The sequence below is a fragment of the Variovorax sp. Soil_C_26 genome (genome assembly GCF_057657075.1).
The window spans coordinates 84,717-110,210 of sequence record NZ_JBDGJC010000012.1 but is presented as its reverse complement, the minus strand read 5'-3'; the positions used below and the strand labels follow the sequence as shown (position 1 = coordinate 110,210).

Below are 25,494 nucleotides of genomic sequence, written 5' to 3'. Positions count from 1 at the left end.
CGTCACCGCGTCGTAGCCGCGAAGCTCCTGCACCTTCTGGATGTCGATGCCGTATTCCTCCTGGCCGAGCGTGAAGGTCACGACCTCCAGGCGGCTCGCGGCGGCGGGTGCCGAGGGGCCGCGGTGTTGCAAAGAGGTGGGTGTGTCTGCCATGTCGTTTCTTCCTTCAGCTGAATTTCTGCATGATGCGAACGAGCTTCTGCCCGTAGTGCGGATCGGTGGCGTAGCCGGCCTTCTGCAGGCCGTGCGCCGCTTCGGCCGGCGTCTCCGCGGCGAGCACGCCGGCGTAGCGCGGGTTGCGCGTGATGAAGCGCGCGTAATCGGTGAAGGCCTCGTCGTAGGAGCCGTAGGCCCTGAACTTCGCGCGCACGCGTTGCGGCTCGCCGTCGATGTATTCGGTGGTGGTGGTTTCCACCACCGGGCCCTTCCAGCTGCGGTCGGCCTTGATGCCGAACAGGTTGAAGCTCTGCGTGCCGTCGTCGGCCCGGATCTCGCGCTTGCCCCACCCCGACTCGAGCGCGGCCTGCGCGAGGATGAGCGGCGCAGGCACGCCGCTCGCGGCGCTGGCCACCTGCGCCGACGAACCCATTCGCTGCACGAAGCTGTCGACCTTGCCCTGCAACGATCCCTCGGCGGCGGGCGAGAGCCGCTCGCTGTTGCGCTGGTAGATGCCGAGGTCCGCGACGGGCGCCGCGGTACGTGAGGGCGCGGCCGAAGGCGGCGCCGAGCCGAGCGGAATGCCCGAATGCGCCGCGATGGGCATGTCGGTCCGGCGCGCCACCGCCGGGGCCGCCTGCAAGGAGAACGGCATGCCCTCGACACCGGTGCCGCCGCCGCCGGGATCGGCTTCGGCCGCGCCGCGGCTCAGCTGCGCGAGCATCGCCTCGGCCAGCCCCACGCCGCGCCCCGAGAGGTTCTGCGCCAGCTGCTGGTCGAGCATCGACAGATAGATTTTCTCGTCGCGGCTCTCGAACAGGCCGCTCGAGGGCGTGGCCTCGCGCATGCTCTTGAGCACCATGTTCATGAACAGCGCCTCGAACTGGCGCGAGACCTGCTTCACGCCCTCGTCGGGCGAGTTGCGCACCGTGTTGCGCAGCGCATCGATGCTCTGGACATCGAGCGCGAGACGCTGGTCCAGCAGGCCGCCGCCGCTGGTGCCGCTGCTTTGCGAGATCGCCATGCCGCGTTCCGTCAGATGATCTCGAGTTCCGCGCGCAGTGCGCCCGCGGACTTCATGGCCTGGAGGATCGACACCAGGTCTTGCGGATTGGCGCCCAGGCTGTTCAGGCCCTTGATCACGTCGGCCAGCGAAGCGCCGCCGCGCACCATCTGCAGTGCGCCGCCGCCCTGGTTGATGGAGATCTGCGAGGTCTGCCCGACCACGGTCTGGCCGCCGGCGAATGCATTCGGCTGGCTGACCACCGGCTCGGTGTTGATCACCACCGACAGGTTGCCGTGCGCCACGGCGCAGTCGTTCACCCGCACCGCCTGGTTCATGACCACCGAGCCGGTGCGCGCATTGACCACCACGCGCGCCACGGCCTGCGTGGGCGTGACCTCGAGGCTCTCGAGTCGCGCAAGGAAGCCCACGCGCTCGTTTGCCGCCGGCGCCTGCACCTGGATCACGCGCGCATCGAGCGCCTGCGCGATGCCGGGCCCGAACTGGCGGTTGATCGCGTCGACCGCGCGCTGCGCGGTGCCGAAGTCGGACTGGTTGAGTTCGAGCGTGAAGGTGTTCTCGCCGCCGACCTGCGCCTCGACGCTGCGCTCGACCAGCGCGCCGGCCGGGATGCGGCCCGAGCCGAGCTGATTGATCTGGGCCTTGCTGCCGTTGGCCGAAGCGCCGGCACCGCCCACCACCATGTTGCCCTGCGCGATCGCATACACCTGGCCATCGGCGCCCTTGAGTGGCGTCATCAGCAGCGTGCCGCCGCGCAGGCTCTTGGCATTGCCCATCGACGAGACCGTCACGTCGATGTTCTGGCCCGGCCGCGCGAACGAAGGCAGCGTGGCCGTGACCATGACCGCCGCCACGTTCTTGAGCTGCATGTTCACGCCCTGCGGGATCGTGATGCCGAGCTGCTGCAGCATGTTGTTCAGGCTCTGCGTGGTGAACGGCGTTTGCATGGTCTGGTCGCCGGTGCCGTCGAGACCCACCATCAGGCCGTAGCCGATCAGCGGGTTGTCGCGCACGCCCTGGATGCTCGCGAGTTCCTTGAGCCGCTCGGCGTTGGCGGGAGCGCCCCAGGCGACGGCGCAGAGCGCCGCCAGGCCGATGATCGAACGCAGTGTGCGGGTGGTTTGCATGGTGGTATCTCTGCTTCTGCCGGCGCTATGCGCCATCAGAAAGGCATCACGTTGAGGAAGAAGCGCTGCATCCAGCCCATGTGCTGAGCCTCGTCGATGTAGCCCTTGGCCGTGTATTCGATGCGTGCGTCGGCCACGAGCGTGGACGGCACGGTGTTGTTGCCCGAGACGGTGCGCGGGTTGACCACGCCCGAGAAGCGAATGAATTCGGTGCCCTGGTTGATGCCCATCTGCTTTTCGCCGCTCACGAGCAGATTGCCGTTGCGCATCACGTCCACCACCGTGACCGTGATCACGCCGTTGAAGGTGTTGTTGGCATTGGCACCGCCCTTGGCGGCCAGCGTGTTGCCGCCCGAGAGCTTGGCGTCTTGTCCGTCGAGCAGCGAGCCGATCAGCTTGGGAATGCCGCCGGCGAAGTCGGCGACCAGGCTGCCGGTGCGGCTCGACGAGGCACCCGAGTTCTTGCTGGCGTTGACCCTCTCGCTGATGACGACGGTCAGGATGTCGCCGACATTGCGCGGCCGGCGGTCCTCGAACAGCGCGCCGCCGCCGGGACCATGCTGGAAGATCGCACCGTTCGCGGGCCGCGGCGCCGCGGCCATGATGCTATCGGCGCGCGCGGTCATCGGCTGGTGCACGAGCGGCTCGCGCGGGACCTGCGCGCAGCCCGTGACCGCCAACGCGGCCAGCAGCATCCACGAACGCAGCGATGTCATAACTGGGCCAGGCGCTGCAGCATCTGGTCCGAAGCCTGGACCGCCTTGCTGTTGATCTCGTAGGCGCGCTGCGTGGCGATCATGTTCACCAGCTCCTCGACCACGTTGACGTTCGAGGCCTCGACGTAGCCCTGGCTCAGCAGGCCCGCGCCGTCGACGCCCGGATTCACCTGGTTGGGGGCGCCGGAGGCATCGGTCTCGGCATAGAGGTTCTCGCCCTTGCTCTGCAGGCCGGTCGGGTTCAGGAAGGTGGCGAGCTGGAGCTGGCCGACCTGCACCGTGTTGGTCTGCCCGGCCTGGGTGATCGAGACGATGCCGTCGCGGCCGACCGTGATGCTGGTGGTGTTGGCCGGCAGCGCGATGGCCGGCTGCACCGGAAAACCGCTCGCGGTGACGAGCTGGCCGTCGCGGTCGGTCTGGAACGAGCCGTCGCGCGTGTAGGCGGTGCTGCCGTCGGGCATCAGCACCTGGAAGAAGCCGCCGCCGTTGATGGCGACGTCGGTGGGCTTGTCCGTCTTCGTCAGGTTGCCCTGCGAATGGATGCGCTCGGTCGCGACCACGTGCACGCCGGTGCCCACCTGGAGGCCCGAGGGCAGCCGGGTCTGATCCGAGGTCTGGCCGCCGACCTGGCGCAGGTTCTGGTACATCAGGTCCTCGAACACGGCACGGCTCCGCTTGAAGCCCGTGGTGCCGACGTTGGCGAGGTTGTTCGACACCACGTCGAGTTGGGTCTGCTGAGCATCGAGACCGGTCTTCGCGATGTAGAGCGAGCGCATCATGATGGGGATTTCCTTGTTGGAGAGTCAGGGGAATGTGGCGATTCAGCCGGCTCAGCCGTACGCCAGCAGCTTGTTGGCCGACTGCGCGTTCTCGTCCGCGCTGCGCATCGACTTCATCTGCATCTCGAAGCTGCGGGCGTTGGCGATCATGGCCACCATGGCCTCGACGCCGTTGACGTTGCTGCCCTCGACGGCGCCGGTGGTCACGGTCACGGCCTCGTCGACCTCGGCGGGCGGAAGGCCCTCGCGCATGCGGAACAGTCCGTCTTCACCGCGCACCAGGTCGGCCGTGGGCGGATTGACCAGCTTCAGGCGGCCCACCTCGGCCACGCCGATCGCCGGATCGCCCGCGCCGCGCGCGGTGACGAGCCCGTTGGCGGCAATGGTCACGGCGGCGCCCGGCGGCACCGCGAGCGGCCCGGCATCGCCGGCCACCGGCAGCGAGCCCATGGTGGTGAGCTGGCCTTCGGCATCGACCTGCAGATTGCCGACGCGCGTGTAGGCTTCGCCGCCGTCGGGCGTCTGCACCACGAGCCAGCCGTCGCCGTGCACCGCCACGTCGAGCGGGCGGCCGGTTTCGGTCAGCGGGCCGTGGCTGAAGTCGGCGCCCGGCGTGGTGGCGACCACGTAGGCGCGCGTCGTCGCCTCGGCACCGGTGACCGGCACCGCGCGGAAGCTGTTGATCTGCGCGCGGAACCCGGGCGTGGAGGCGTTCGCCATGTTGTTGGCGACCGAGGCCTGCTGCTCCATGGCCTGCTTGGCGCCGCTCATGGCGACGTACAGCATGCGGTCCATGGGCGGCTCAGCGGATGTTGATCAGCGTCTGCACGACCTGATCCTGCGTCTTCACGGTCTGCGCGTTGGCCTGGTAGCTGCGCTGCGCGACGATGAGGTTCACGAGCTCGGAGGTCAGGTCGACGTTCGAGGCCTCGAGCGCGCCCGAGGCCAGCGAGCCCTGCTTGGTGCCCGCGCCCGGCGTGCCGGTGAGCGGCTGGCCCGAAGCCAGCGTCTCGGCCCAGACGTTTTCGCCCATCGGCTCCAGCCCGTTGGGATTGGCGAACGAGCTCAGCACGACCTGACCCATCAGCGTGGTCTGCTCGTTGGAGAACTTGCCGGTGATGGTGCCGTCGGGGTTGATAGAGAACGAGGTCAGCGTGCCCGAGGTGTAGCCGTCCTGCTTGAGCGTCTTGATCTCGTTGACGTTGCCGAACTGCGTGGTGCCCGACAGGTCGACAGTGGCGTTCACCAGTGCCGAGCCGTTGGCGAAGTCCATCCCCGGCAACGTGATCGCGCCGTTGGCCGGCGTGAGCAGGTTGCCGTTGGTGTCGAAGGTCATGGTCGACACCGGCGCGCCGCCGTTGAGCGCGGCGCCGTCGGCTGCCGCGAACACGTCCCATGCATTGGCGCCGGTCTTCACGAAGTACACGCCCAGCTCGTGCGGATTGCCGAGCGAGTCGAAGATCGGGCCCAGCGCGTTCGAGTAGTTGAAGGTGTCCGAATCGGTGGGCGCGAACGGGGTCTTGGCCGGCGTGGTGCTGCGCGCGTCGACGTTGAAGGCCGCCTGGATGGCCGAGGTCGGCTTCGGGTTCATCGCGGTGGTCTGCACCTGCAGCGGTGCCGGCGTGCCGCCGTCGAGGCCACCGGTCGCCGAGACACCGTAGCCGGTCAGGCGCAGGCCACCGCCGTTGACGATGAAGCCGTCCTTGTCGCGCGTGAACTGGCCATTGCGCGAATACATCACCTCGCCGCTCGGGCTGCTCAGGCGGAAGAAGCCGTCACCGTTGAGGATCGCGACGTCGAGCGGCCGGCTGCTGGTCTGCACCGAACCCTGGGTGAAGTTCTGCACGATGCCCGAAACGGCCACGCCCAGGCCGACGCGCGAGCCTGCATACACGTCCTGGAAGCTCGCCGAGCCCGACTTGAAGCCGATGGTGTTGGAGTTGGCGATGTTGTTGCCGATGACGTCGAGGTTGGCGGCTGCCGCGGAGAGTCCGCTGATGCCTTGGGTGAAGCCCATGATCGAATCCTTGTTTCGGTACGTTGAAAAGCGATGAGAAGAAGAAGATGAAGAAGTGGTGTGGCGCGGGTGCTCAGAGGAACATGCGCACGTCGGCCAGCGTGATGCTCTGGCCGGTCATCAGTTCGAGCGTGACGCCGTTCGCGCCCTGCTTGACCGCGGCCACCTGCGAGAACACGAGCGCGGTGGCATCCACCTTCGCGCCGTTGTTGTCGGCCGCGACCGTGAAGCTGTAGTTGCCGGCGGGCGCTGCGCTGCCGTCGTCGGCCAGGCCGTCCCAGCTCACCGCATTGACGCCTTCGGCCATGGTGCCGAGCGAAAGCGTGCGCACCGTGCGGCCGGCGCCGTCGACGATCTTCACCTCGACGTCGCCGGCGGTGTCTGCGAGCTGCACCGCAAAGGGCACGGCCGCGGGCGCCTCGCCCGCCTTCGGCTCGGCGGTGGAGATGGTGCTGCCGGGCGACAGCACGTTGTAGCCAATGAGCGAGGCCGCCTGCAGCACCTGGTTGGTGCCGGTCTGGTTGACCAGGCCGCTGAGCGTGGCGTTGAGGCGCTCGATGCCGCTCACGGTGCTCATCTGCGCGAGCTGCGAGGTGAGCTCCGCGTTCTCCATCGGGTTGAGCGGGTCCTGGTTGTTGAGCTGCGTGACGAGCAGCTTCAGAAAGCGCTGTTCGCTGCCCGCTTCCGAGACGTTGCCTGCGGTGGGCGCCGCGGTGGCTGCATTGAGCCCGGAGATGGAGGAGGTGTCGGTGATGGCCATGGAGGTTGTTCGTGGAGAGGCGAAGGGGTTACTGGCCGATGCTCAACGTCTTGACCATCAGGGTCTTGGCGGTGTTGAGCACCTCGACGTTGGCCTGGTAGCTGCGCGAGGCGGAGATCATGTTGGTCATCTCCTCGACCACGTTGACGTTGGGCATGGCCACGTAGCCCTTGGCGTCGGCGTGGGGGTTCTTGGGGTCGAAGACCATCTTGAAAGGCGAGCTGTCCTCCACCACGCCCGCGACCCTGACGCCGCCGATGTCCTGCTGGCCCGAGGGCGCCACTTCGAAGACGACCTGCTTGGCGCGGTAGGGCTTGCCGTCGGGACCGGCCACGCTCTCGGCGTTGGCGAGGTTGCTCGCGGTCACGTTCATGCGCTGCGACTGCGCGGCCATGGCGGAACCCGCCACGCCGAAGATGTTCATGGATGCGCTGGGATGGGGCATGCTGCTTGCTCCTGTCGTGCTGTTCTTGGTTATTGCGCGGCGGCAAGCAGCGACTTGATCTTGGCGCTGACCACCGTGAGGTTGGCTTCGTAGCGCAGCGCGTTGTCGGCGAAGTTGATGCGCTCGGCATCCATCTCGACGGTGTTGCCGTCGATGCTCGCCTGGCTCGGCACGCGGTAGAGCAGGTCGCCCTCGGGGATCGCCGACGCGGCCGTGGCCTGCATGTGGCGCGCCGAGGTGGTGGCCATCGGCACGGCGCCCGCCGCGCGGCCCTGGGTGATCGCCTGCGAGAGGCGGCCCGCGAAATCGAAGTCGCGTGCCTTGTAGTTGGGCGTGTCGGCGTGGGCGATGTTGGCGGCCAGCACTTCCTGGCGCTGCGCCCTGAGGTTGAGTGCTTCGCGGTTGAAGCGAAGCGCCGCATCCAGCTTGTCGATCATGTTTTCCATCCGTTCGAGGCGTCGCATCCCGGCTGGGCGTGGCGACAGATGGAAAGCGAGTCTATGCATGCACCGCGTTCGCAATGGCCCGAACAAAGGGGCATTTGGCGTGCACTTCGCATCTTCGGATCGGGGGCATCTTTCTAGAATTGCGCTCACCGATGACTGCCATGAACCTCTACAGACTGCGTTTCCTGCGATGCCTGCTTGCCGCACTGGCGGCGGGGCTCGGCACGGCGTCGGCCTGCGCCGCGGCGCCGCAGCTCGAGGGCGATGCGCGCGTGGCCGTGGACACGCTGCTGCTCGCCCAGAGCGCAGGGCTGCCCGGCAAGGTCTCCATCAGCGTGGATGCCCCGGCCTCGGGCGCACTGCCGCCCTGCGATGCGCTCGAGGCCTTCCTGCCGCGCGGCGCCAGGCCCTGGGGTCGGGTCTCGGTCGGCCTGCGCTGCCATTCGGAGCAGAAGCCCTGGACGCGCTACGTGCGCGCCCGTGTCGCCGTCGAAGGGCGTTACTTCGTGGCCATGCGCAACATCGATGCGGGCCAGGCCTTCGGTGCGGGCGACCTTGCGGCGCGCGAGGGCGATCTCACGGCCCTGCCGCGCTCGTTGCTGACCGATGCAGCCGAACTCCAGGGCGTGGTGGCCGCCAACCGCATTGCGGCCGGCGCGCCGCTGCGGCGCGAACAGGTGCGCGGCGTGACGGTGATCCAGCAGGGCCAGACCGTCAAGGTCGTGGCCGAGGGCCCGGGCTATTCGGTGAGCACCGAGGCGCGCGCGCTGGCGAGTGCCGGCGCCGGGGGAAACATCCGCGCACGGACGCTGGACGGCCGGATCGTCAGTGGCGTCGCGGACGAGGAAGGACAGCTCCGGCTGCCGCAATAGTGGAATTTCCGGCCCAGGCCCTAAAGTTTCGGGCCGGACTGCCGATACACCAGGCAGCCCTCTGAGGAATCATCTTGAAAATCGATCCATCCACCCCTTCGGCCACCCCGCTCACCCGCGCGAACAAGGGCGCGCCCTCGACGCCGGCCGGCGGCGCCGACGCTGTTCCGGGCGGCAAGGACGTCGTGCAGCTCTCGTCGGGACAGGTTCGCTCGCTGCCCGATGCCCCCAACGCCGACTTCGACGCCGCACGCGTGGCCGCGATCCGGGAAGACATCCGGGCCGGCCGCTATGAAGTTCACCCCGAGCGGATCGCCCGCGGCCTGCTGGCCAGCGTGCGCGAGCTGCTCGACGACAACGCGAAGCTGTAACCCACCATGTTGGTCCACCTGTTGGCCGAAAAGAACTGCATCGAGGAATTTCTCTCGGTGCTTGCGCAGGAAACCGAGGCCATGACCCAGGGCCTCTTCGCGCAGCTGCCGGAGATCACCGAGCGCAAGGCCAGCCTGCTCGACCGCATGGCGGCGCTCGACCAGGCGCGCGAGTCGGCCCAGGTGGCACGCGGCTTCGAACCGGGGCGGGCAGGCGCCGAAGCGGCCGCGGCCGCCGAGGGCGAAGCCACGCTGGCGGCATGGCAGGCGCTGCTCGACCTCGCGCAGCAGGCCCGTGCCGGCAATCGCCAGAACGGCGCACTTGTGTACAGCCAGCTCGACTTCACCCAGAACGCGCTGCACTACCTGCAGGCCACCAGTGCACAGCCCTGCTACGGGCCGGACGGCATCCGCCGGGCCGCGAGCGGTGCGGGCACGCGGATCGCGTTAGGCTGAGTTCAGCCCTTGTCGGGCTTGGGCGGGGCCTCGGGCAGGTCCGGGAAGAACGAGGGGTCCACCTCGCCGTCCGGGCTCTGGTCGGGCGGCGGCGGCTCGCTCGAAGGCAGTGCCTGGAAGTCGGACGACGCGAAGCTGGGCGGCACATAGACGCCGTGTTCGTCGCGCCGCACCAGCCCGCGGCGCTCCAGGTCGCGCATCGTCTTGTTGACCTGCATCCGCGAAAGCCCCGAATACGAGGCGATCACCGACTGCGTGATGCGCTTGTCGTAGCCCCCGCCCACACCGGGGGCCAGTTCGGTGAGCTCGTGCAGGATGCGGCTGATGAGCCGCTCCGACGAGGCCGAGGAAATCTGCCGGATCTGCCTGCGCAGCGCCGCGGTGCGCTTCATCACCATGCCGAGCAGGCCCATCGTCACAGCCGGATGGCGAGTGCACAGGGCGCGGAATTCGGCAGTGGGAATCAGGTACAGCGAGGAAGGCAGCGCCGCAATCAAGGTGGCGCCGGACTGGTACCGGTCTTCGGCCAGCGTCGAATGGAGGAAGAAGTCGTCCTGTCGAATGAAATCGGTCGTGACGTCGTTGCTGTCCTCGCTGCCCTGCACCACCACGCGCAGCAGCCCGGTGGCGACGCAATAGATGCGGTCGGTCCAGGCATCGGCCGCAAGCACCACCTCGTTGCGCCGGCAGGACCGAAGCTCGATGCGCTGGACGAATGCGGCGCGCTCGTCTGGGGGAACACTGGCGAAAAGAGGATGCAAATACATCGATACCGTCCCATGGGCCGCCTCGCCAACGTGCGCGAGCTGCTTAGCCTGTCGCTTCTCGCACACTCAAGTGTGAAAAACTACCAACTGCGAGTTCATATATTAACCTGTGTAACATATTGAAACGCGCGGTATCCCTATGGGTTGCAGGTTCTACCTTCGCCAGCCGCGCGAGCCGATCCATTGGCTTGTACCGCTCGCGATCACGAGCGCCGCGTAGGCGGCGACCGTCCCGTCGCGTCCCATAAGGACCAATCCGCCGAGCAGCGCGGCCGTGCCGGCAGCGGCGTTGAATGCCCCCTGGGCCCACCATGCGCGCGCACCGGCTGCCCGGCGCCCGAACGCGCGGCCCACCAGCGCACAAAGAAAACCCACGACGAGCGCGGGTGCGATGAAGTTCAGCAGGTGGTTCAGGAGATCGAGCAGCGACATGGGGTGGGAAAGAAAGACGCCGCAGGGCGAAGCCCCTTCGCAGCCGGAAGGTGCCTGCTGATTTTATAATCAGTAACTATGTCAGTCTGGGCCCTTGGCTTGAACCACACGACCGCGCCGCTCGATCTGCGCGGTCGTTTTGCGTTCGCGCTCGATCAGATCGCGCCCACGCTGCAGAGCCTGCGCAGCTCGTTCGCGAGCGGGCGCCATCCGCAGGTCGAGGCCGCGATCATCTCGACCTGCAACCGCACCGAGATCTATTGCGCCGCCGACCAGGCCGCGCTCGACCACACGGTCGGCTGGCTGGCCCAGAGCGGCGGCGTGGCGCCAGCGCTGCTGCGTTCGCATGCCTACACCCTGCACGACGACGAGGCGGCGCGCCATGCGTTCCGCGTGGCCAGCGGCCTCGATTCGATGGTGCTCGGCGAAGCCCAGATCCTGGGCCAGATGAAGGACGCGATCCGCGCGGCCGAAACCGCCGGTGCGCTCGGCAGCACGCTCAACCAGCTGTTCCAGCGCTCCTTCGCGGTCGCGAAGGAGGTGCGCACCTCCACCGAGATCGGCGCCCACTCCATCAGCATGGCCGCGGCGGCCGTGCGGCTCGCGAGCCAGCTGTTCGAAGACCTGCGCGAAACGCGCGTGCTGTTCGTCGGCGCGGGCGAGATGATCGATCTGGCGGCCACGCATTTCGCGGCCAAGGAGCCCAAGGCCATCGCGATCGCCAACCGCACACTGGAACGCGGCGAGAAGCTGGCCTCGCGCTTCGGTGGCGAAGCGATGCGGCTGGCCGACCTGCCGGGGCGGCTCGCCGAGTTCGACATCGTGGTGAGCTGCACCGCGAGCACGCTGCCGATCATCGGCCTGGGCGCGGTCGAGCGGGCGCTCAAGGCGCGCAAGCACCGCCCGATGTTCATGGTCGACCTGGCCGTGCCGCGCGACGTCGAGCCCGAGGTCAAGGCGCTCGAGGACATCTATCTCTACACCGTCGACGACCTGGCGCAGGTGGTGCAGCAGGGCCAGGCCAACCGTCAGGCGGCGGTGGCGCAAGCCGAGGCCATCATCGACGCGGGCGTGCAGAGCTTCATGCACTGGCTGGGCCAGCGCGGCACGGTGCCGCTGATCCAGCAGCTCAACGCGCAGGCCGACGAATGGCGCAGCGCCGAGATGGCGCGGGCGCGCAAGCTGCTCGCCAGGGGCGAACCGGTCGAAGCGGTGCTCGAAGCGATGTCACGCGGGCTCACGCAGAAGATGATGCATGGCGCGCTGGCCGAGCTCCACGCGGGCGACGCGGCCGCGCGCGAACAGACGGCGCAGGCTATCTCGCGGCTGTTCCTGCGCAAAGAGCGTTAGCGACGCTGGCCCGCGTTTCGTGCCGCCGCCGAGGGCGGAGTTCTCCTGCGACTTCTGCGGAACCTTCGCGACTTCCGCGTTCGGTTCCCGCCCACCTCCCCCGCCTTTTCCTGCCTTTCTCCCGTGAAACCTTTCCTCCGCCGCCAACTCGAACGCTATGCCGCCCGCCTCGGCGAACTCGACTTCCTGCTTTCGCGCGAAGACATCATGAGTGACATGGCGCAGTACCGCACCATCTCGCGCGAGCATGCCGAGGTGACGCAGATCGCCGGGCGCTACGAGCGCTACAAGCAGCGCGAGGCCGACATCGTCGGCGCGAAGGAGATGCTCGACGACCCCGACATGGCCGAGATGGCCAGGGAAGAGATCGCGGGCGCAGAGGCCGAGCTGCTGCTGCTCGAAGAAGAACTGCAGCGCCTGCTGCTGCCGCGCGACCCGGACGATGCGCGCAACGCCTTCCTCGAAATCCGCGCGGGCACGGGCGGCGACGAATCGGCCCTGTTCGCAGGCGACCTGCTGCGCATGTACACGCGCTACTGCGAGCGCGCGGGCTGGCGTGCCGAGATCGTGAGCGAAAGCGAAAGCGAGCTCGGCGGCTACAAGGACGTGGTGCTGCGCATCGCGGGCGACGACGTGTTCGGCCGGCTGCGCTTCGAATCGGGCGGCCACCGCGTGCAGCGCGTGCCCGCGACCGAGACGCAGGGCCGCATCCACACCAGCGCCTGCACGGTCGCGGTGCTGGCCGAGCCCGACGAGGCCCAGGCGGTGCAGATCAACCCGGCCGACCTGCGCATCGACACCTATCGCGCGAGCGGCGCCGGCGGCCAGCACATCAACAAGACCGACTCGGCCGTGCGCATCACGCACATCCCGACCGGCATCGTGGCCGAATGCCAGGACGACCGCAGCCAGCACCGCAACAAGGCGAAGGCGCTGCAGGTGCTGTCGGCGCGCATCCAGGAAAAGGAACGCAGCGAGCGCGCCGCCAAGGATGCGGCCATGCGCAAGGGGCTGATCGGCAGCGGCGACCGCTCGGACCGCATCCGCACCTACAACTTCCCGCAGGGCCGGCTCACCGACCACCGCATCAATCTCACGCTCTACAAGCTGCTGGCGATCATGGAAGGCGACCTCGGCGACGTGCTCGACGCGCTGCGCGCCGCACGCGAGGCCGAGCAGCTGGCCGAGCTCGAGTCGAACCTGCCGGCATGACGGCGGCAGGCACCCATCTTCCGGCCACCGTGGCGGACGCCCTGTCCGCGGCGCTGGCGCTGGGCATCGACCGGCTCGACGCCCAGCTGCTGCTGCTGCACGCGCTGGGCCGCGCGCCGCACGACCGCGCATGGCTGCTGGCGCACGACACCGACACCTTCCCCGCAGCGGCATGGCCGGCGCTGTCGGCATGGCTGTCGCGCCGCCTGGCGGGCGAACCGGTCGCCTACCTGCTCGGCGAGAAAGAGTTCCGCGGCCTGCGCCTGCAGGTCGATGCGCGCGTGCTTGTGCCGCGGCCCGACACCGAGACGCTGGTCGACTGGGCGCTGCAGTGCCTGGACGGCACCGACGCGCCGCGCGTGCTCGACCTGGGCACCGGCAGCGGCGCCATCGCGCTCGCGCTGCAGCATGCGCGGCCCGATGCGCAGGTCGAAGCGGTCGATGCGAGCGCCGACGCGCTGGCCGTGGCCTCGGCCAATGCCGAGCGCCTGGGACTGGCTGTGCGCTTTCGCCAGGCCGACTGGCTCGACGGCGCGCCGGCCGGCTACGCGCTGATTGCGAGCAATCCGCCCTACATCGCGACCGGCGACCCGCACCTGCCGGCGCTGCGCCACGAACCGCGCGGCGCGCTGGTGGCGGGCCGCGACGGGCTCGACGACATCCGCCGCATCGTGGACCGGGCGCCGGCGCACCTCGCCGACGGCGGCTGGCTGCTGCTCGAGCACGGGTACGACCAGGCCGCGGCCGTGCGCGAGCTGCTGGCGTCGCGCGGCTTCGCCGACGCGCAAAGCCGCGATGACCTTGCCGGCATCCCGCGCTGCTCGGGCGGGATCTGGCACACGGTGAAATAATCCCTTCAGCCCACTTTTCTCAGGAGTCCCCATGTCCGACGCCCAGCAACGCATCGACGATCTCGTCAAAACCAACGACCTCGTGCTCTTCATGAAGGGGAATGCGAGCTTCCCGATGTGCGGCTTCTCCGGCCGCGCGATCCAGATCCTGAAGGCGGTCGGCGTCGACACCAAGGCGCTCAAGACCGTCAACGTGCTCGAGGATGACGGCATCCGCCAGGGCATCAAGGAATACAGCAACTGGCCCACGATCCCGCAGCTCTACGTGAACGGCGAGTTCGTCGGCGGCTCGGACATCATGATGGAGATGTACGAATCGGGCGAGCTGCAGCAGGTGGTGAGCGGCAAGCCGGCCTGACAGCCGCCGCGCCACGGCTGAGTCATGGCACCATGGCGCTCTTCGCCATGCCACCATGACCCTGACCCACAGCCTGCTCATCATCGTCGCGCTGATCGCGACGAGCGCCTTCTTCTCCCTGGCCGAAATCACCCTCGCCGCCTCGCGGCGCCTGCGCCTGCGCCAGATGGCCGACGACGGCGACCCGCGCGCCGACCGGGTGCTGCGCGTGCAGGAGCAGCCCGGCCACTACTTCACCGTGGTGCAGATCGGGCTCAATGCGGTGGCGATCCTCGGCGGGGTGGTCGGCGAGGGTTCGCTGAGCCCCTACTTCGCACGCTTCTTCGAGAACTGGATCAGCGTCGAGGCGGCGGCGAAGGTGGCCTTCCTGTGCTCGTTCGTCATCGTCATCGCGGTGTTCCTGGTGTTCGCCGACCTGTTCCCGAAGCGGCTGGGCATGAGCGACCCCGAGCGCATCGCGGTTCGCATGGTCGGGCCGATGCTGGTGCTCATCGCCACCTTCAAGCCGCTGGTGTGGCTGTTCACGCGCTCGACCGACATGCTGTTCAAGCTGCTGGGCATGCCGCTGGTGCGCGACGACAAGATCACCTCGGCCGACATTCTCGCCATGACCGAGGCCGGGGCCCGGGCCGGCGTGCTCGCCGCGCGCGAACAGCAGGTGATCGCGAATGTGTTCGAACTCGACACGCGGCTCGTGCGCAGCGTGATGACGGTGCGCGACAACATCGCATGGTTCCAGCACGACGATCCCGAGCCGGCGCTGCGCGCGCGCATCCTGGCCGAGCCGTTCTCGGCCTACCCGGTGTGCGACGGCGACATCGACCATGTGCTCGGCTACGTCGACGCCAAGGAGATGTTCCAGCGCGTGCTGAGCGGCCAGCCGCTGGCCTTCGACCAGGGGCTGACGCTGCGCAAGGCGCTGGTGGTGCCCGACCGGCTCTCGCTGACCGAAGTGCTCGAGCAGTTTCAGCAGGCGCACGAGGACTTTGCGATCATCGTCAACGAGTACAGCCTCGTGGTGGGCGTGATCACGCTCAACGACGTGATGAACACGGTGATGGGAGATCTGGTGTCCACGCTCGACGACGAGGAGCAGATCGTGAAGCGCGACGAGAACTCGTGGCTGATCGACGGCGTCACGCCGATCCAGGACGTGCAGCGCGCGCTGCACATCGACGAACTGCCGCATGCGGACGAGTACGAAACGCTGGCCGGCTTCCTGATGGTGATGCTGCGCCGCGTGCCCAAGCGCACCGACACGGTGAGCTGGGGCGGCTACACCTTCGAAGTGATGGATGTCGACCGCTATCGCATCGACCAGGTCATGGTCACGAAGGCTTAAGTCAGCCTTCCGCCCGGTCCGCGAAAACCCAAAGCCGCTGGTTCGAGAACACGGCGTTCGGGTACGGCGCCTTGCCGCGGCTGCCGTTGTAGCGCCCGAGCGTCATGTAGAGATCGCCGCGCTCGCGGTCGAGGTAGTGGCGCAGGATCACGCAGCCGAAGCGCAGGTTGGTCTGCATGTGGAACAGCTTGGCCGGGTCGCTGTCACCGATCACGCGGGTCCAGAACGGCATCACCTGCATGTAGCCGCGGGCACCGGCGCTGGAGACGGCGAACTTGCGGAAGTTGCTTTCAACCTGGATCAGCCCGAGCACCAGGCTCACGTCCAGCCCCGCGCGCCTGGACTCGTACCAGACAGTCTGCAGGAACTCGATGCGCGTGGACGCGTCGGGCACCTTCTTCTTGAGCCGCTGGCTCATCTCGCCGAGCCAGCGCAAGTAGGCCAGCCGGGCCTCGGTGCTGGCGAACTCGGGCACCGGCGGCGCCTTGTTGTGGACGGCCGAGCTCAGCGCGGTGCGCACCGAATCGATCAGCGGCTCCTCGATCTGCGCGCCGGCCACCGCACGCTGCGGCAGCGCGAGCAGCGACAGCGCGCCTGCAGCAGCCATGGCGCCACCGAGGCACCGGCGTCGCGAGAGGCCGGCGCCGAGGCTCACTGGTGCACCCTTGGCGCTGCGCGCCTTCCCGCCAGGCGGGAGCGAGCTTGCTTGGGGCGGCCCGGCGCGGCGCTCATGCCTGCAGCTTGCCTGCGATGAAGTCGGCGATGCCGTCGGCCGGCACCTTGGTGGCCGCGGTGTCGCGGCGGTGCTGGTATTCCAGCTGGCCTTCCTTCAAGCCGCGGTCGGAGATGACCACGCGGTGCGGCACGCCGATCAGCTCCCAGTCGGCGAACATCGCGCCGGGACGCTCGCCGCGGTCGTCGAGCAGCACGTCGACGCCCTTGGCGAGCAGCGCCTCGTAGAGCGCTTCGGCAGCAGTCTTGACCTCGGCGCTCCGGTCCATCCCGATCGGGCAGACCACCACGGTGAACGGCGCCAGCGCATCGGGCCAGATGATGCCGCGCTCGTCGTGGTTCTGCTCGATGGCGGCCGCGGGCAGGCGCGTGACGCCGATGCCGTAGCAGCCCATCTCGAGAAACTGCGGCTTGCCGCCCTCGTCGAGGTAGGTGGCGTTCATCGCCTTGCTGTACTTGGTGCCGAGCACGAACACGTGGCCCACCTCGATGCCGCGCTCGATGGCCAGCACGCCCTTGCCGTCGGGCGAGGCGTCGCCGGCGACGACGTTGCGGATGTCGGCCACGAGGTCCGGCTCGGGCAGGTCGCGGCCCCAGTTGACGCCGGTCATGTGGAAGTCGACCTCGTTGGCACCCGTAATCCAGTCGGCGAGCACGGCCGCCTCGCGGTCGGCCACGAGCTTGACGGGCTTCTTGAGGTTCAGCGGCCCGAGGTAGCCGGGCTTGCAGCCGAAGTGGTCTTCGATCTCGGCCAGCGTGGCGAAGCGGAAGCCCTGGTCGAGGCCCGGCAGCTTGCCGACCTTGATCTCGTTCATGTCGTGGTCGCCGCGCAGCAGCAGCAGCCAGACCTGCGAGCCTTTGGGATTGCCGGCCTCGTCGAGGATGTCGGTCGCGAGCACCAACGACTTGATGGTGGTCGCAAGCGGCACGCCGAGCAATTCGGCCACGTCGGCACAGGTGCTCTTGCCGGGCGTCGGCGTCTTCTCGAGCGCCTTCGCCGCTGCAGGACGCGGGCCAGCCGGCGCGAGCGCCTCGGCTTTTTCCATGTTGGCTGCGTAGTCACTGTCGGGGCAGTAGACGATCGCGTCCTCGCCCGTGGCCGCGATGACCTGGAACTCCTCGCTGAGGTCGCCGCCGATGGCGCCGCTGTCGGCCGCCACCGCGCGGTAGCGCAGCCCGAAGCGGTCGAAGATGTTGCGGTAGGCCTGGGCCATGGCCTGGTAGCTGAGCTTGGCCGCGTCGAGGTCCCGGTCGAAGCTGTAGGCGTCCTTCATGATGAACTCGCGCCCGCGCATCAGGCCGAAGCGCGGACGGCGCTCATCGCGGAACTTGGTCTGGATCTGGTAGAAGTTCTTCGGCAGCTGCTTGTAGCTGCGGATCTCCTGGCGCGCGATGTCGGTCACCACCTCTTCGCTGGTGGGCTGCACCACGAAGTCCCGGTCATGCCGGTCCTTGATGCGAAGCAGCTCGGGGCCCATCTTGTCGAAGCGGCCGGTCTCCTGCCAGAACTCGGCCGGCTGAACCACCGGCATCGTGAGCTCGACGGCGCCGGCGCGGTTCATTTCCTCGCGCACGATCGCCTCGACCTTGCGGATCACGCGCAGCCCCATCGGCATGTAGGTGTAGATGCCCGTACCGAGCTTCTTGATCATGCCGGCGCGCATCATGAGCCGATGGCTCGCAACCTCGGCATCGGCGGGCGCTTCCTTGAGGGTGGAGACGAAAAAACGGGAAGCTTTCATCGGGATCGCAGTGGTGGAATCGAGGCTGGATGAGGGCCCGCCGGGCCCGGGAACTGCCGGAAACCCATGGGGGAGACCCTGGCAGCCTGGCATCGCTTGCTTGCCGAGAGGAACCCGGCATGCATAATCGACTCAGTTCAAAAATTTGGGGTTTGATTATGCTCGACCGGGACGGCTTCAGGCCCAACGTCGGCATCATCCTGCTCAACCAGAGAAACCAGGTTTTCTGGGGCAAACGCATACGCACCCACTCCTGGCAGTTTCCGCAAGGCGGCATAGATCGCGGCGAAAGTCCCGAGCAAGCCATGTTCCGGGAACTGCACGAGGAAGTGGGGCTCCATCCGGAGCACGTGCGCATCGTGGCCCGTACCCGTGACTGGTTGCGCTACGAGGTGCCGGATCGGTTCATCCGCCGTGACGCACGGGGTCACTACAAGGGCCAGAAGCAGATCTGGTATTTGCTGCAACTGGTCGGCCACGACTGGGACCTGAACCTGCGTGCCACCGACCATCCCGAATTCGACGCCTGGCGATGGCACGATTACTGGGTGCCGCTCGATGTCGTCGTCGAGTTCAAGCGCGGCGTCTACGAGATGGCATTGACCGAGCTTGCTCGCTACCTGCCGCGGCAGGATTTCCGCAACCGCTTCCTGCGCAGCAATGTGCGCGCCCGCGAGTTCGAGCGCCATGCGCCCGAAGGCGGCGTGCCCGCGGGCCTCGACCTGCCGCCCGGCGGCAGCTTCGACCCGCATCCCGACCTACCTTCCGTGAGCGATGAACCTTCCCCTCTCCCCCACCGCAGCCATCCGCCCCTCCTTCCGCCGCAGCGCTGAGCGCGCGCTGCTTCTCGCCTGCTTCGCCGCCGTGCTGGGCGGATGTGCTTCGGGCTCGCACGACACCGACAACCCCGACTGGGCCCAGTCCGGCATGCCGCCGCCCCCCAAGCGTTTCGAGTCGGAGGGCGAATGGAAAGAAGCAGAGGCGCCACCACCGCCCGCCTTCGACGTCCAGCGGCTCGAGCCGATCGCGATGCCGCCCTACATGTCGCTGAAGTTCGGCGTCGACCCGGCCACGATCACGATCACGGGCGACGGGGTGGTGCGCTACGTGGTCGTCGCGTCGAGCCGTGCCGGTGGCGCGACCAATGCCTTCTACGAGGGCGTGCGCTGCTCGACCGCCGAGGTCAAGAGCTACGCGCGCTTCAACGACAGCAAATGGGAGTTGGTCGAGCGCCCGGAGTGGAAGAGCTTCCGCGACCTCAATTCGAGCTACGCGCGGCAACTCGCGAGCCAGGGCCTGTGCCGCGGCAATGCGCCGCGCACTTCGGTCAGGGACATGATCGCGAACCTGCGCAACCCCGCGCGCGAGCTGCAGTAGCCGCTCTCAGCCCCGCGTCAGCACCATGTTGTCGCGGTGGACCATCTCGGGCTCTGCCACGTAGCCCAGCAGGCGCTCGAACTCGGTTGATGGCTTGCGGCACAGCAGGCGCGCCTCCACGCTCGAGTAATTGGCGAGCCCGCGCGCGAGCTCAACCCCTGCGGCGTCGCGCACCGCGATGACGTCGCCGCGCGAGAACTCGCCCGAGACACTCGTCATGCCGATCGGCAGCAGGCTCTTGCCTTCGGCCCGCACCTTGGCCGCCGCGCCGGCATCCACGGTGACGGCCCCGCGCAGCTGAAGGTGGTCGGCCATCCAGCGCTTGCGCGCCTGGTGCTTGGCGGTCTGGGCCACCAGCAAGGTGCCGATCGATTCACCCTTGGCCAGGCGCAACAGCGCATCGGCTTCGCGGCCCCAGGCAATCACGGTGGAAGCGCCCGACCCAGCCGCGCGCTTGGCCGCGAGGATCTTGGTGATCATGCCGCCCCTGCCAATGCTCGAGCCCGCCCCGCCGGCCATGGCCTCGAGCGCGGGATCGCCAGCCGCCGCCTCGTGGACAAACTTCGCCTCCGGGTCGCGGCGCGGATCGGCCGTGTAGAGGCCCTTCTGGTCGGTAAGGATGACCAGTGCGTCGGCTTCGACGAGGTTGGCCACGAGCGCGCCGAGCGTGTCGTTGTCGCCGAACTTGATCTCGTCGTTGACGACCGTGTCGTTCTCGTTGATGACCGGCACCACCCCGAGGCGCAGCAGCGTGACGAGCGTGGAGCGCGCGTTGAGGTAGCGCTCGCGGTCGGCCAGGTCGGCATGGGTCAGCAGCACCTGAGCGCTGCCGATGTCGTTCTCGCGCAGCTTGGTCTCGTACATCTGGGCCAAGCCCATCTGCCCGACCGCGGCCGCGGCCTGGAGTTCGTGCACCTCGTGCGGCCGGGTGCGCCAGCCGAGCCGCTTCATGCCTTCAGCAATGGCACCACTCGACACCATGACAACTTCGCGCCCGTCGCGCACCAGCTCGGCAAGCTGGCGGCACCATTCGCCGATGGCCGCCTCGTCGAGGCCCCGTCCTTCGTTGGTCACGAGGCTGGAACCCACCTTGACGACGATTCGGCGGGCATCCCGCAAGGCAGTGGATCCGGAGGTCGACGAGGTCATGAGGGCTGCAACGGTCGTGGGTGAAGCGTCTGGTTTATTGCTGGGCGCGGCGCTGTCGGCGGGGCATCGTAAGTACGCGATGCCCCGACCGGTCAGTTCGGGTCGGGCGGCAGTTCGACGAAGCGCGGATCGACCTCTGCGGGCGTCTGCGCCAGCTGCTGGGCCACCTGCTCGGCCTTGACGTGCTGGTACACGGCATGGACCAGGTGCTCGCAGCCTTCGCGCGTGAGGGCGGAAATCTCGAACACCGGGCCCTTGAAGCGCAGGCGCTTGACGAAGTCCTTGACGCGCGCCGCGCGCTCGTCGACCGGCACCATGTCCAGCTTGTTCAGCACCAGCCAGCGCGGCTTCTCGTACAGCGCGGCATCGTACTTCTTGAGTTCGCCGACGATGGCCTTGGCTTGCGCGACCGGGTCGACGGCGTCGTCGAACGGCGCCATGTCGATCACATGCAGCAGCAGCCGGGTGCGCTGCAGGTGGCGCAGGAACAGATGGCCAAGGCCGGCGCCCTCGGAAGCGCCCTCGATCAGGCCCGGCAGGTCGGCCACCACGAAGCTCTGCTCGGGGCCGACGCGCACGACGCCCAGGTTCGGATGCAGCGTGGTGAACGGATAGTCCGCAATGCGCGGCCGCGCATTGGAGATGGCGCTGATCAGCGTCGACTTGCCGGCATTCGGCATGCCGAGCAGGCCGACGTCGGCCAGCACCTTGAGTTCGAGCTTCAGGCTCTTCGTTTCGCCGGGCCAGCCCGGCGTCTTCTGGCGCGGAGCGCGGTTGATCGCGCTCTTGAATCGCATGTTGCCGAAGCCGCCGTCGCCGCCCTTGGCGATGGTGATCACTTCGCCGGGGTTCAGCAGCTCGTACAGCACCTCGCCGGTCTCGGCGTCGGAAATGATCGTGCCGACCGGCATCTTGAGCGTGATGTCGTCGCCGGCGGCGCCGAACATGTCGGAGCCCATGCCGTGCTCGCCGCGCCGGGCTTCGTGTCGGCGCGAATAGCGGAAATCGACGAGGGTGTTGAGGTTCGGATCGGCCACCGCGAACACGTGGCCGCCGCGGCCGCCGTCACCGCCGTTGGGGCCGCCGAACTCCTTGTACTTTTCATGACGGAACGACACGCAGCCGTTGCCGCCATCGCCTGCGGCGATGTCGATGAAGGCTTCGTCGACGAACTTCATGGGATGTCCAGTGTACAAATGAAGAAGCCCCGGCAAAGCGGGGCTTCGAGTGGATCGAAGTGACTCGGGCTCAGGCCGCCGGGGTCACGTTGACCATGTGCTTGTTCATCGCACCCTTGATGCCGAACGACACGTGGCCCTCGACCAATGCGAACAGCGTGTGGTCCTTGCCCACGCCGACGTTCACGCCGGGGTGGAACCGGGTGCCGCGCTGGCGCACGATGATCGAGCCTGCGCTGATCAGTTCGCCGCCGAAAGCCTTCACACCGAGCATCTTGGGCTTGGAATCGCGCCCGTTTCGCGTGGAGCCGCCGCCTTTTTTCTGTGCCATGGAATCTGCTCCTTAGCCGGCGATCGCGCCGATTTGCAGTTCGGTGAACTGCTGGCGATGGCCTTGACGTTTCTGATAGTGCTTGCGACGGCGCATCTTGAAGATGCCAACCTTGTCGTGCTTGCCGTGCGACAGTACCGTGACTGTCACCGTTGCGCCGGACACCAGGGGCGTGCCGACCTTGATTTCGCTGCCGTTGCCGACGGCGAGAACCTGGTCGATCACAATCTCCTGGCCTACATCCGCAGCAATCTGTTCTACTTTAATTTTTTCGCCGGAAGCAACGCGATACTGCTTGCCGCCGGTTTTTATGACCGCGTACATGTGAACCTCTTGGGATTTGTGCTCCACGGCGAATTCCGCAGAGCCCAAGATTCTAGCACGGTTTGCGCGCGCTAACATGCCTCGGCACCCAAGGTAACGGGCGGACGGGCATGCATCCCTATAATCCGTGCGGTCCGGCCCTGCGCCGCCAGCTCCTCGTATCAGCGCGCCGCGCGCCAATGCCTTGCCAGTCCACGCCGCCGACACCTCTCCCACCGCCACCGTGCTGGACCTGATCGCCGGCGACATGGCCGAAGTCGATCGCGTGATTGCGCGCCGCCTCGACACCGGCGTGCCGCTGGTCAGCCAAGTCTCGAAGTACATCATCTCGGCCGGCGGCAAGCGCCTGCGGCCCTCGCTGCTGCTCTTGATGGCGGGCGCCCTGGGCTACACCGGCGAGCAGCGATACAACCTCGCCGCGGTGGTGGAGTTCATCCATACCGCCACCCTGCTGCACGACGACGTGGTCGACGAATCAACGCTGCGGCGCGGACGCCCGACGGCCAATGAATCGTTCGGCAACCCGGCCAGCGTGCTGGTGGGCGACTTCCTCTATTCGCGCGCCTTCCAGATGATGTTGGATGCGAACAACATGCGCATCATGCAGATCCTGGCCGAAGCGACCAACGTGATCGCGGAAGGCGAAGTGCTGCAGCTCATGAACATGCACGACGCCTCGCTCGACGAGGCGGCGTACCTGCGCGTGATCCGCTCCAAGACCGCCAAGCTGTTCGAGGCCAGCACGCGGCTCGCGGCCGTTCTTGCGGGGGCCGCGCCCGAGGTCGAGGAGGCCTGCGCCACCTACGGCCAGGCGCTCGGCACCGCGTTCCAGGTGATCGACGACGTGCTCGACTACGCGGGCGACGCCCACGAAACCGGCAAGAACGTGGGCGACGACCTGCGCGAAGGCAAGACCACGCTGCCGCTGATCTTCGCCATGCGCCGTGGCAGCGCCGCCGAGAGCGCACTGGTGCGCGCCGCGATCGAGGCCGGAGACACCACCCAGCTGGCCACGATCGTGGAGATCGTCCACCGCACGGGCGCGCTCGACGCCGCACGCGCGGCCGCCGCGGACGAGGCCAAGCGCGCCATCGATGCATTGCGCGACTTTCCGTCCAATCCGCATGCCGCGGGTTTGCTACAATTGGCGGCTCAGTTGCTTGAGCGGCGTGCCTGAACACCTCACAAGGTTGGCCAAGGACGAGTTCGATTTTTGCAACCAATCGGGGTGTAGCTTAGCCTGGTAGAGCGCTACGTTCGGGACGTAGAGGCCGGAGGTTCGAATCCTCTCACCCCGACCAGTCATTTCATTTGCGGCTGGTGCCAGAAATGCCCTTTCCTGTTGCTGCGTGGCGATTTACAGGGACGAGGCGTTCAGCGATGATCGTGAAGCACTTTTTCACATCTTTTGCAATTCGCTGAATGGCTGCCGCCGAACTTCCTGTTAAAGAAACTTCGCAGATCGCCCTTCCGGGCCTGGCGCGTGCGCTGGTGTCCGCCGGCAAGCTGCCTGCGAAGACGGCGGAAGACATCTACCAGAAATCGCTCGGCGCGCGCACCAGCTTCATTGCCGAGCTGACCGGCAGCGGCGCCGTTTCGGCGGCCGACCTGGCCCACACGCTGTCCACGGCCTTCGGCGCACCGCTGCTCGACCTCGACGCCATCGACTACCAGCGCCTGCCCAAGGACCTGCTGGACCCCAAGCTCTGCAGCGCCTACCGCATCGTGGTGCTCAGCAAGCGCAATAACCGCCTCATCGTCGCCACGGCCGACCCGTCGGACCAGCAGGCGGTCGAGAAGATCAAGTTCGCGTCGCAGATGGGCGTCGACTGGGTCATCGCCGAGTACGACAAGCTCTCGCGCATGATCGAGGCCGCCGCCGTGACGGCCGCCGAAACCATCAACAGCATCGTCGGCACCGAGTTCGAGTTCGACGAGGTCACGACCGACGCCGCGACTGACGTGAGCGAGCAGGCCATCGCCGAGGTCGAAGACGCACCGGTGGTGCGCTTCCTGCACAAGATGCTGCTCGACGGCGTGAGCATGCGGGCGTCGGACATCCACTTCGAGCCCTACGAGCACAACTACCGCGTGCGCTTTCGCATCGACGGCGAACTGCGCGAGATCGCGAGCCCGCCGACGCTCATCAAGGACAAGCTCGCCTCGCGGATCAAGGTGATCTCGCGGCTCGACATCTCGGAGAAGCGCGTTCCGCAGGACGGCCGCATGAAGCTCAAGATCGGGCCCGAGCGCGTGATCGACTTCCGCGTGAGTACGCTGCCCACGCTGTTCGGCGAGAAGATCGTGATCCGTATCCTTGATCCGAGCAGCGCGCGCCTCGGCATCGACGCGCTCGGCTACGACGCCGACGAGAAGGCGCGCCTGCTGCACGCGATCAGCCGCCCGTACGGCATGGTGCTGGTCACGGGGCCCACCGGCTCGGGCAAGACGGTGTCGCTCTACACCTGCCTGAACCTGCTGAACCAGCCCGGCGTCAACATCGCCACAGCCGAAGATCCGTCCGAAATCAACCTGCCGGGCGTGAACCAGGTCAACGTCAACGAGCGCGCCGGCCTCACCTTCGCGGCGGCCCTGCGCGCCTTCCTGCGCCAGGACCCCGACATCATCATGGTCGGCGAAATCCGCGACCTCGAAACCGCCGACATCTCGATCAAGGCCGCCCAGACCGGCCACCTGGTGCTTTCGACACTGCACACCAACGACGCGCCCACCACCCTCACGCGCATGCGCAACATGGGGATCGCGCCGTTCAACATCGCCTCCAGCGTGATCCTCATCACCGCACAGCGACTGGCGCGCCGGCTGTGCCAGGTGTGCCGCGTCCCGGTCGACGTGCCGCGGCAGGCGCTGCGCGATGCGGGCTTCCGCGACGAGGACCTCGACGGCACCTGGAAGCCCTATCGCCCGGTCGGCTGCCCGGCGTGCAACGGCGGCTACAAGGGCCGCGTGGGCATCTACCAGGTGATGCCGATCTCGGAGGCGATCCAGGCGATCATCCTGCGCGACGGCAGTGCGCAGGACATCGCGCGCCAATCCGAGGCCGAAGGGGTTCGCTCGCTGCGCCAGTCGGGCCTCAGGAAAGTCATGCAGGGGCTCACCTCGCTCGAGGAAGTGGTGGCGGTCACCAACGAATAACGAACGCATTGCAAATCGGAGATC

30 protein-coding genes and 1 tRNA gene are annotated in these 25,494 nt (G+C 67.6%); 13 read left to right on the top strand and 18 right to left on the bottom strand.

All coding sequences use genetic code 11. The features are described from left to right. From AC3A6G_RS24600 to flgB, 10 genes are all read right to left on the bottom strand, one after another. On the bottom strand, positions 1-153 hold a 153-nt coding region (locus AC3A6G_RS24600; RefSeq protein WP_487865704.1), incomplete at its 3' end, for a chemotaxis protein CheW. 13 nt (positions 154-166) lie between these two features. Beyond that, positions 167-1,180, bottom strand: a complete 1,014-nt coding sequence (gene flgJ, locus AC3A6G_RS24595) for a flagellar assembly peptidoglycan hydrolase FlgJ (protein ID WP_487862664.1) — start codon at positions 1,178-1,180, stop codon at positions 167-169. An 11-nt stretch (positions 1,181-1,191) separates the two neighbouring features. Beyond that, positions 1,192-2,307, bottom strand: a complete 1,116-nt coding sequence (locus tag AC3A6G_RS24590; protein ID WP_487862665.1) for a flagellar basal body P-ring protein FlgI — start codon at positions 2,305-2,307, stop codon at positions 1,192-1,194. Between the two features lie 35 nt (positions 2,308-2,342). Beyond that, entirely contained in the window at positions 2,343-3,023 is a 681-nt protein-coding gene (locus tag AC3A6G_RS24585) for a flagellar basal body L-ring protein FlgH (RefSeq protein ID WP_487862666.1), read from the bottom strand. Further along, complete coding sequence (flgG, locus tag AC3A6G_RS24580) at positions 3,020-3,802, bottom strand: flagellar basal-body rod protein FlgG (protein ID WP_487862667.1); 783 nt, start codon at positions 3,800-3,802, stop codon at positions 3,020-3,022. The genes AC3A6G_RS24585 and flgG overlap by 4 nt, the downstream gene beginning before the upstream one ends. 51 nt (positions 3,803-3,853) lie before the next feature. Beyond that, positions 3,854-4,597: a flagellar basal body rod protein FlgF gene (locus tag AC3A6G_RS24575; RefSeq protein ID WP_487862668.1), complete on the bottom strand. Its 744-nt coding sequence runs from the start codon at positions 4,595-4,597 to the stop codon at positions 3,854-3,856. A 7-nt stretch (positions 4,598-4,604) separates the two neighbouring features. Next, positions 4,605-5,819, bottom strand: coding sequence for a flagellar hook protein FlgE (gene flgE / locus AC3A6G_RS24570; RefSeq protein WP_487865696.1), 1,215 nt, complete (start codon positions 5,817-5,819; stop codon positions 4,605-4,607). Between the two features lie 73 nt (positions 5,820-5,892). Continuing rightward, on the bottom strand, positions 5,893-6,579 hold the full coding sequence (locus AC3A6G_RS24565) for a flagellar hook assembly protein FlgD (protein WP_487865695.1): 687 nt from the start codon (positions 6,577-6,579) through the stop codon (positions 5,893-5,895). 28 nt (positions 6,580-6,607) lie between these two features. Then, positions 6,608-7,024 (bottom strand): flagellar basal body rod protein FlgC, encoded by a 417-nt coding sequence (flgC, locus tag AC3A6G_RS24560; protein ID WP_487862671.1) that lies wholly within the window; start codon positions 7,022-7,024, stop codon positions 6,608-6,610. Between the two features lie 29 nt (positions 7,025-7,053). Next, positions 7,054-7,461: a flagellar basal body rod protein FlgB gene (gene flgB / locus AC3A6G_RS24555; protein ID WP_487862672.1), complete on the bottom strand. Its 408-nt coding sequence runs from the start codon at positions 7,459-7,461 to the stop codon at positions 7,054-7,056. Between the two features lie 170 nt (positions 7,462-7,631). On the opposite strand from flgB, the gene flgA reads away from it, so the two are divergent. From flgA to AC3A6G_RS24540, 3 genes are all read left to right on the top strand, one after another. Next, positions 7,632-8,342, top strand: a complete 711-nt coding sequence (flgA, locus tag AC3A6G_RS24550; RefSeq protein WP_487865694.1) for a flagellar basal body P-ring formation chaperone FlgA — start codon at positions 7,632-7,634, stop codon at positions 8,340-8,342. Between the two features lie 74 nt (positions 8,343-8,416). Further along, positions 8,417-8,713 (top strand): flagellar biosynthesis anti-sigma factor FlgM, encoded by a 297-nt coding sequence (gene flgM, locus AC3A6G_RS24545; protein ID WP_487865693.1) that lies wholly within the window; start codon positions 8,417-8,419, stop codon positions 8,711-8,713. Between the two features lie 6 nt (positions 8,714-8,719). Then, entirely contained in the window at positions 8,720-9,169 is a 450-nt protein-coding gene (locus AC3A6G_RS24540; RefSeq protein WP_487862675.1) for a flagella synthesis protein FlgN, read from the top strand. Between the two features lie 2 nt (positions 9,170-9,171). On the opposite strand, the gene AC3A6G_RS24535 is transcribed toward AC3A6G_RS24540, so the two are convergent. Next, complete coding sequence (locus tag AC3A6G_RS24535) at positions 9,172-9,936, bottom strand: Crp/Fnr family transcriptional regulator (RefSeq protein ID WP_487862676.1); 765 nt, start codon at positions 9,934-9,936, stop codon at positions 9,172-9,174. Between the two features lie 153 nt (positions 9,937-10,089). Then, positions 10,090-10,368, bottom strand: a complete 279-nt coding sequence (locus AC3A6G_RS24530; RefSeq protein WP_487874822.1) for a hypothetical protein — start codon at positions 10,366-10,368, stop codon at positions 10,090-10,092. 78 nt (positions 10,369-10,446) lie between these two features. Between AC3A6G_RS24530 and hemA the strand changes: the two genes are divergently transcribed. The 5 genes from hemA to paeA all read left to right on the top strand — a co-directional run bounded on the left by hemA (position 10,447) and on the right by paeA (position 15,481). Then, positions 10,447-11,718 carry a glutamyl-tRNA reductase gene (hemA, locus tag AC3A6G_RS24525; RefSeq protein WP_487862678.1) on the top strand — a complete coding sequence of 424 codons (1,272 nt, stop codon included), beginning with the start codon at positions 10,447-10,449 and terminating at the stop codon, positions 11,716-11,718. Between the two features lie 123 nt (positions 11,719-11,841). Further along, entirely contained in the window at positions 11,842-12,930 is a 1,089-nt protein-coding gene (gene prfA / locus AC3A6G_RS24520) for a peptide chain release factor 1 (RefSeq protein ID WP_487865691.1), read from the top strand. Continuing rightward, complete coding sequence (prmC, locus tag AC3A6G_RS24515; protein WP_487865690.1) at positions 12,927-13,781, top strand: peptide chain release factor N(5)-glutamine methyltransferase; 855 nt, start codon at positions 12,927-12,929, stop codon at positions 13,779-13,781. The genes prfA and prmC overlap by 4 nt, the downstream gene beginning before the upstream one ends. A 31-nt stretch (positions 13,782-13,812) precedes the next feature. Further along, a complete protein-coding gene (gene grxD, locus AC3A6G_RS24510; RefSeq protein ID WP_487862681.1) occupies positions 13,813-14,139 on the top strand; it encodes a Grx4 family monothiol glutaredoxin in 327 nt (108 codons plus the stop codon). 55 nt (positions 14,140-14,194) lie between these two features. After that, the gene (gene paeA, locus AC3A6G_RS24505; RefSeq protein WP_487862682.1) at positions 14,195-15,481 is read left to right on the top strand and encodes a polyamine export protein PaeA; all 1,287 of its coding nucleotides are present in this window, start codon (positions 14,195-14,197) and stop codon (positions 15,479-15,481) included. A 1-nt stretch (position 15,482) separates the two neighbouring features. Here paeA and AC3A6G_RS24500 read toward each other — a convergent pair whose 3' ends face one another. Together AC3A6G_RS24500 and AC3A6G_RS24495 are read right to left on the bottom strand one after the other, a co-directional pair. Continuing rightward, positions 15,483-16,136: a lytic transglycosylase domain-containing protein gene (locus AC3A6G_RS24500; RefSeq protein WP_487874821.1), complete on the bottom strand. Its 654-nt coding sequence runs from the start codon at positions 16,134-16,136 to the stop codon at positions 15,483-15,485. Between the two features lie 73 nt (positions 16,137-16,209). Next, positions 16,210-17,955, bottom strand: a complete 1,746-nt coding sequence (locus AC3A6G_RS24495; RefSeq protein WP_487862684.1) for a proline--tRNA ligase — start codon at positions 17,953-17,955, stop codon at positions 16,210-16,212. Between the two features lie 158 nt (positions 17,956-18,113). Here AC3A6G_RS24495 and AC3A6G_RS24490 point away from each other — a divergent pair, with 158 nt between their 5' ends. Together AC3A6G_RS24490 and AC3A6G_RS24485 are read left to right on the top strand one after the other, a co-directional pair. Further along, a complete protein-coding gene (locus AC3A6G_RS24490) occupies positions 18,114-18,788 on the top strand; it encodes an RNA pyrophosphohydrolase (RefSeq protein WP_487862743.1) in 675 nt (224 codons plus the stop codon). Then, positions 18,730-19,332, top strand: a complete 603-nt coding sequence (locus tag AC3A6G_RS24485; protein ID WP_487865687.1) for a CNP1-like family protein — start codon at positions 18,730-18,732, stop codon at positions 19,330-19,332. The genes AC3A6G_RS24490 and AC3A6G_RS24485 overlap by 59 nt, the downstream gene beginning before the upstream one ends. 6 nt (positions 19,333-19,338) lie before the next feature. On the opposite strand, the gene proB is transcribed toward AC3A6G_RS24485, so the two are convergent. The 4 genes from proB to rplU form a co-directional block, all read right to left on the bottom strand. Continuing rightward, on the bottom strand, positions 19,339-20,481 hold the full coding sequence (proB, locus tag AC3A6G_RS24480; RefSeq protein WP_487862686.1) for a glutamate 5-kinase: 1,143 nt from the start codon (positions 20,479-20,481) through the stop codon (positions 19,339-19,341). 92 nt (positions 20,482-20,573) lie between these two features. Then, on the bottom strand, positions 20,574-21,659 hold the full coding sequence (gene cgtA / locus AC3A6G_RS24475) for an Obg family GTPase CgtA (protein ID WP_487862687.1): 1,086 nt from the start codon (positions 21,657-21,659) through the stop codon (positions 20,574-20,576). Between the two features lie 70 nt (positions 21,660-21,729). Continuing rightward, positions 21,730-21,990, bottom strand: coding sequence for a 50S ribosomal protein L27 (gene rpmA, locus AC3A6G_RS24470; RefSeq protein ID WP_487862688.1), 261 nt, complete (start codon positions 21,988-21,990; stop codon positions 21,730-21,732). Between the two features lie 12 nt (positions 21,991-22,002). After that, on the bottom strand, positions 22,003-22,314 hold the full coding sequence (gene rplU, locus AC3A6G_RS24465) for a 50S ribosomal protein L21 (protein ID WP_157615540.1): 312 nt from the start codon (positions 22,312-22,314) through the stop codon (positions 22,003-22,005). A 184-nt stretch (positions 22,315-22,498) separates the two neighbouring features. Between rplU and AC3A6G_RS24460 the strand changes: the two genes are divergently transcribed. The 3 genes from AC3A6G_RS24460 to pilB all read left to right on the top strand — a co-directional run bounded on the left by AC3A6G_RS24460 (position 22,499) and on the right by pilB (position 25,470). Beyond that, positions 22,499-23,491, top strand: a complete 993-nt coding sequence (locus AC3A6G_RS24460; protein WP_487862689.1) for a polyprenyl synthetase family protein — start codon at positions 22,499-22,501, stop codon at positions 23,489-23,491. A 47-nt stretch (positions 23,492-23,538) separates the two neighbouring features. After that, positions 23,539-23,615, top strand: a tRNA-Pro gene (locus tag AC3A6G_RS24455). 121 nt (positions 23,616-23,736) lie between these two features. Further along, positions 23,737-25,470 carry a type IV-A pilus assembly ATPase PilB gene (gene pilB / locus AC3A6G_RS24450; RefSeq protein ID WP_487865685.1) on the top strand — a complete coding sequence of 578 codons (1,734 nt, stop codon included), beginning with the start codon at positions 23,737-23,739 and terminating at the stop codon, positions 25,468-25,470. The last annotated feature ends 24 nt before the right edge of the window (positions 25,471-25,494 follow it).

Excerpts from the sequence above, each read along its gene's own strand:
- flgJ (WP_487862664.1), bottom strand. The coding sequence starts at position 1,180 with ATGGCGATCTCGCAAAGCAGCGGCACCAGCGGCGGCGGCCTGCTGGAC.
- AC3A6G_RS24590 (WP_487862665.1), bottom strand. The coding sequence starts at position 2,307 with ATGCAAACCACCCGCACACTGCGTTCGATCATCGGCCTGGCGGCGCTC.
- AC3A6G_RS24585 (WP_487862666.1), bottom strand. The coding sequence starts at position 3,023 with ATGACATCGCTGCGTTCGTGGATGCTGCTGGCCGCGTTGGCGGTCACG.
- flgG (WP_487862667.1), bottom strand. The coding sequence starts at position 3,802 with ATGATGCGCTCGCTCTACATCGCGAAGACCGGTCTCGATGCTCAGCAG.
- AC3A6G_RS24575 (WP_487862668.1), bottom strand. The coding sequence starts at position 4,597 with ATGGACCGCATGCTGTACGTCGCCATGAGCGGCGCCAAGCAGGCCATG.
- flgE (WP_487865696.1), bottom strand. The coding sequence starts at position 5,819 with ATGGGCTTCACCCAAGGCATCAGCGGACTCTCCGCGGCAGCCGCCAAC.
- AC3A6G_RS24565 (WP_487865695.1), bottom strand. The coding sequence starts at position 6,579 with ATGGCCATCACCGACACCTCCTCCATCTCCGGGCTCAATGCAGCCACC.
- flgC (WP_487862671.1), bottom strand. The coding sequence starts at position 7,024 with ATGCCCCATCCCAGCGCATCCATGAACATCTTCGGCGTGGCGGGTTCC.
- flgB (WP_487862672.1), bottom strand. The coding sequence starts at position 7,461 with ATGATCGACAAGCTGGATGCGGCGCTTCGCTTCAACCGCGAAGCACTC.
- flgA (WP_487865694.1), top strand. The coding sequence starts at position 7,632 with ATGAACCTCTACAGACTGCGTTTCCTGCGATGCCTGCTTGCCGCACTG.
- AC3A6G_RS24540 (WP_487862675.1), top strand. The coding sequence starts at position 8,720 with ATGTTGGTCCACCTGTTGGCCGAAAAGAACTGCATCGAGGAATTTCTC.
- AC3A6G_RS24535 (WP_487862676.1), bottom strand. The coding sequence starts at position 9,936 with ATGTATTTGCATCCTCTTTTCGCCAGTGTTCCCCCAGACGAGCGCGCC.
- AC3A6G_RS24530 (WP_487874822.1), bottom strand. The coding sequence starts at position 10,368 with ATGTCGCTGCTCGATCTCCTGAACCACCTGCTGAACTTCATCGCACCC.
- hemA (WP_487862678.1), top strand. The coding sequence starts at position 10,447 with ATGTCAGTCTGGGCCCTTGGCTTGAACCACACGACCGCGCCGCTCGAT.
- prmC (WP_487865690.1), top strand. The coding sequence starts at position 12,927 with ATGACGGCGGCAGGCACCCATCTTCCGGCCACCGTGGCGGACGCCCTG.
- grxD (WP_487862681.1), top strand. The coding sequence starts at position 13,813 with ATGTCCGACGCCCAGCAACGCATCGACGATCTCGTCAAAACCAACGAC.
- paeA (WP_487862682.1), top strand. The coding sequence starts at position 14,195 with ATGACCCTGACCCACAGCCTGCTCATCATCGTCGCGCTGATCGCGACG.
- AC3A6G_RS24495 (WP_487862684.1), bottom strand. The coding sequence starts at position 17,955 with ATGAAAGCTTCCCGTTTTTTCGTCTCCACCCTCAAGGAAGCGCCCGCC.
- AC3A6G_RS24490 (WP_487862743.1), top strand. The coding sequence starts at position 18,114 with ATGCTCGACCGGGACGGCTTCAGGCCCAACGTCGGCATCATCCTGCTC.
- AC3A6G_RS24485 (WP_487865687.1), top strand. The coding sequence starts at position 18,730 with ATGAACCTTCCCCTCTCCCCCACCGCAGCCATCCGCCCCTCCTTCCGC.
- proB (WP_487862686.1), bottom strand. The coding sequence starts at position 20,481 with ATGACCTCGTCGACCTCCGGATCCACTGCCTTGCGGGATGCCCGCCGA.
- cgtA (WP_487862687.1), bottom strand. The coding sequence starts at position 21,659 with ATGAAGTTCGTCGACGAAGCCTTCATCGACATCGCCGCAGGCGATGGC.
- rpmA (WP_487862688.1), bottom strand. The coding sequence starts at position 21,990 with ATGGCACAGAAAAAAGGCGGCGGCTCCACGCGAAACGGGCGCGATTCC.
- rplU (WP_157615540.1), bottom strand. The coding sequence starts at position 22,314 with ATGTACGCGGTCATAAAAACCGGCGGCAAGCAGTATCGCGTTGCTTCC.
- pilB (WP_487865685.1), top strand. The coding sequence starts at position 23,737 with ATGGCTGCCGCCGAACTTCCTGTTAAAGAAACTTCGCAGATCGCCCTT.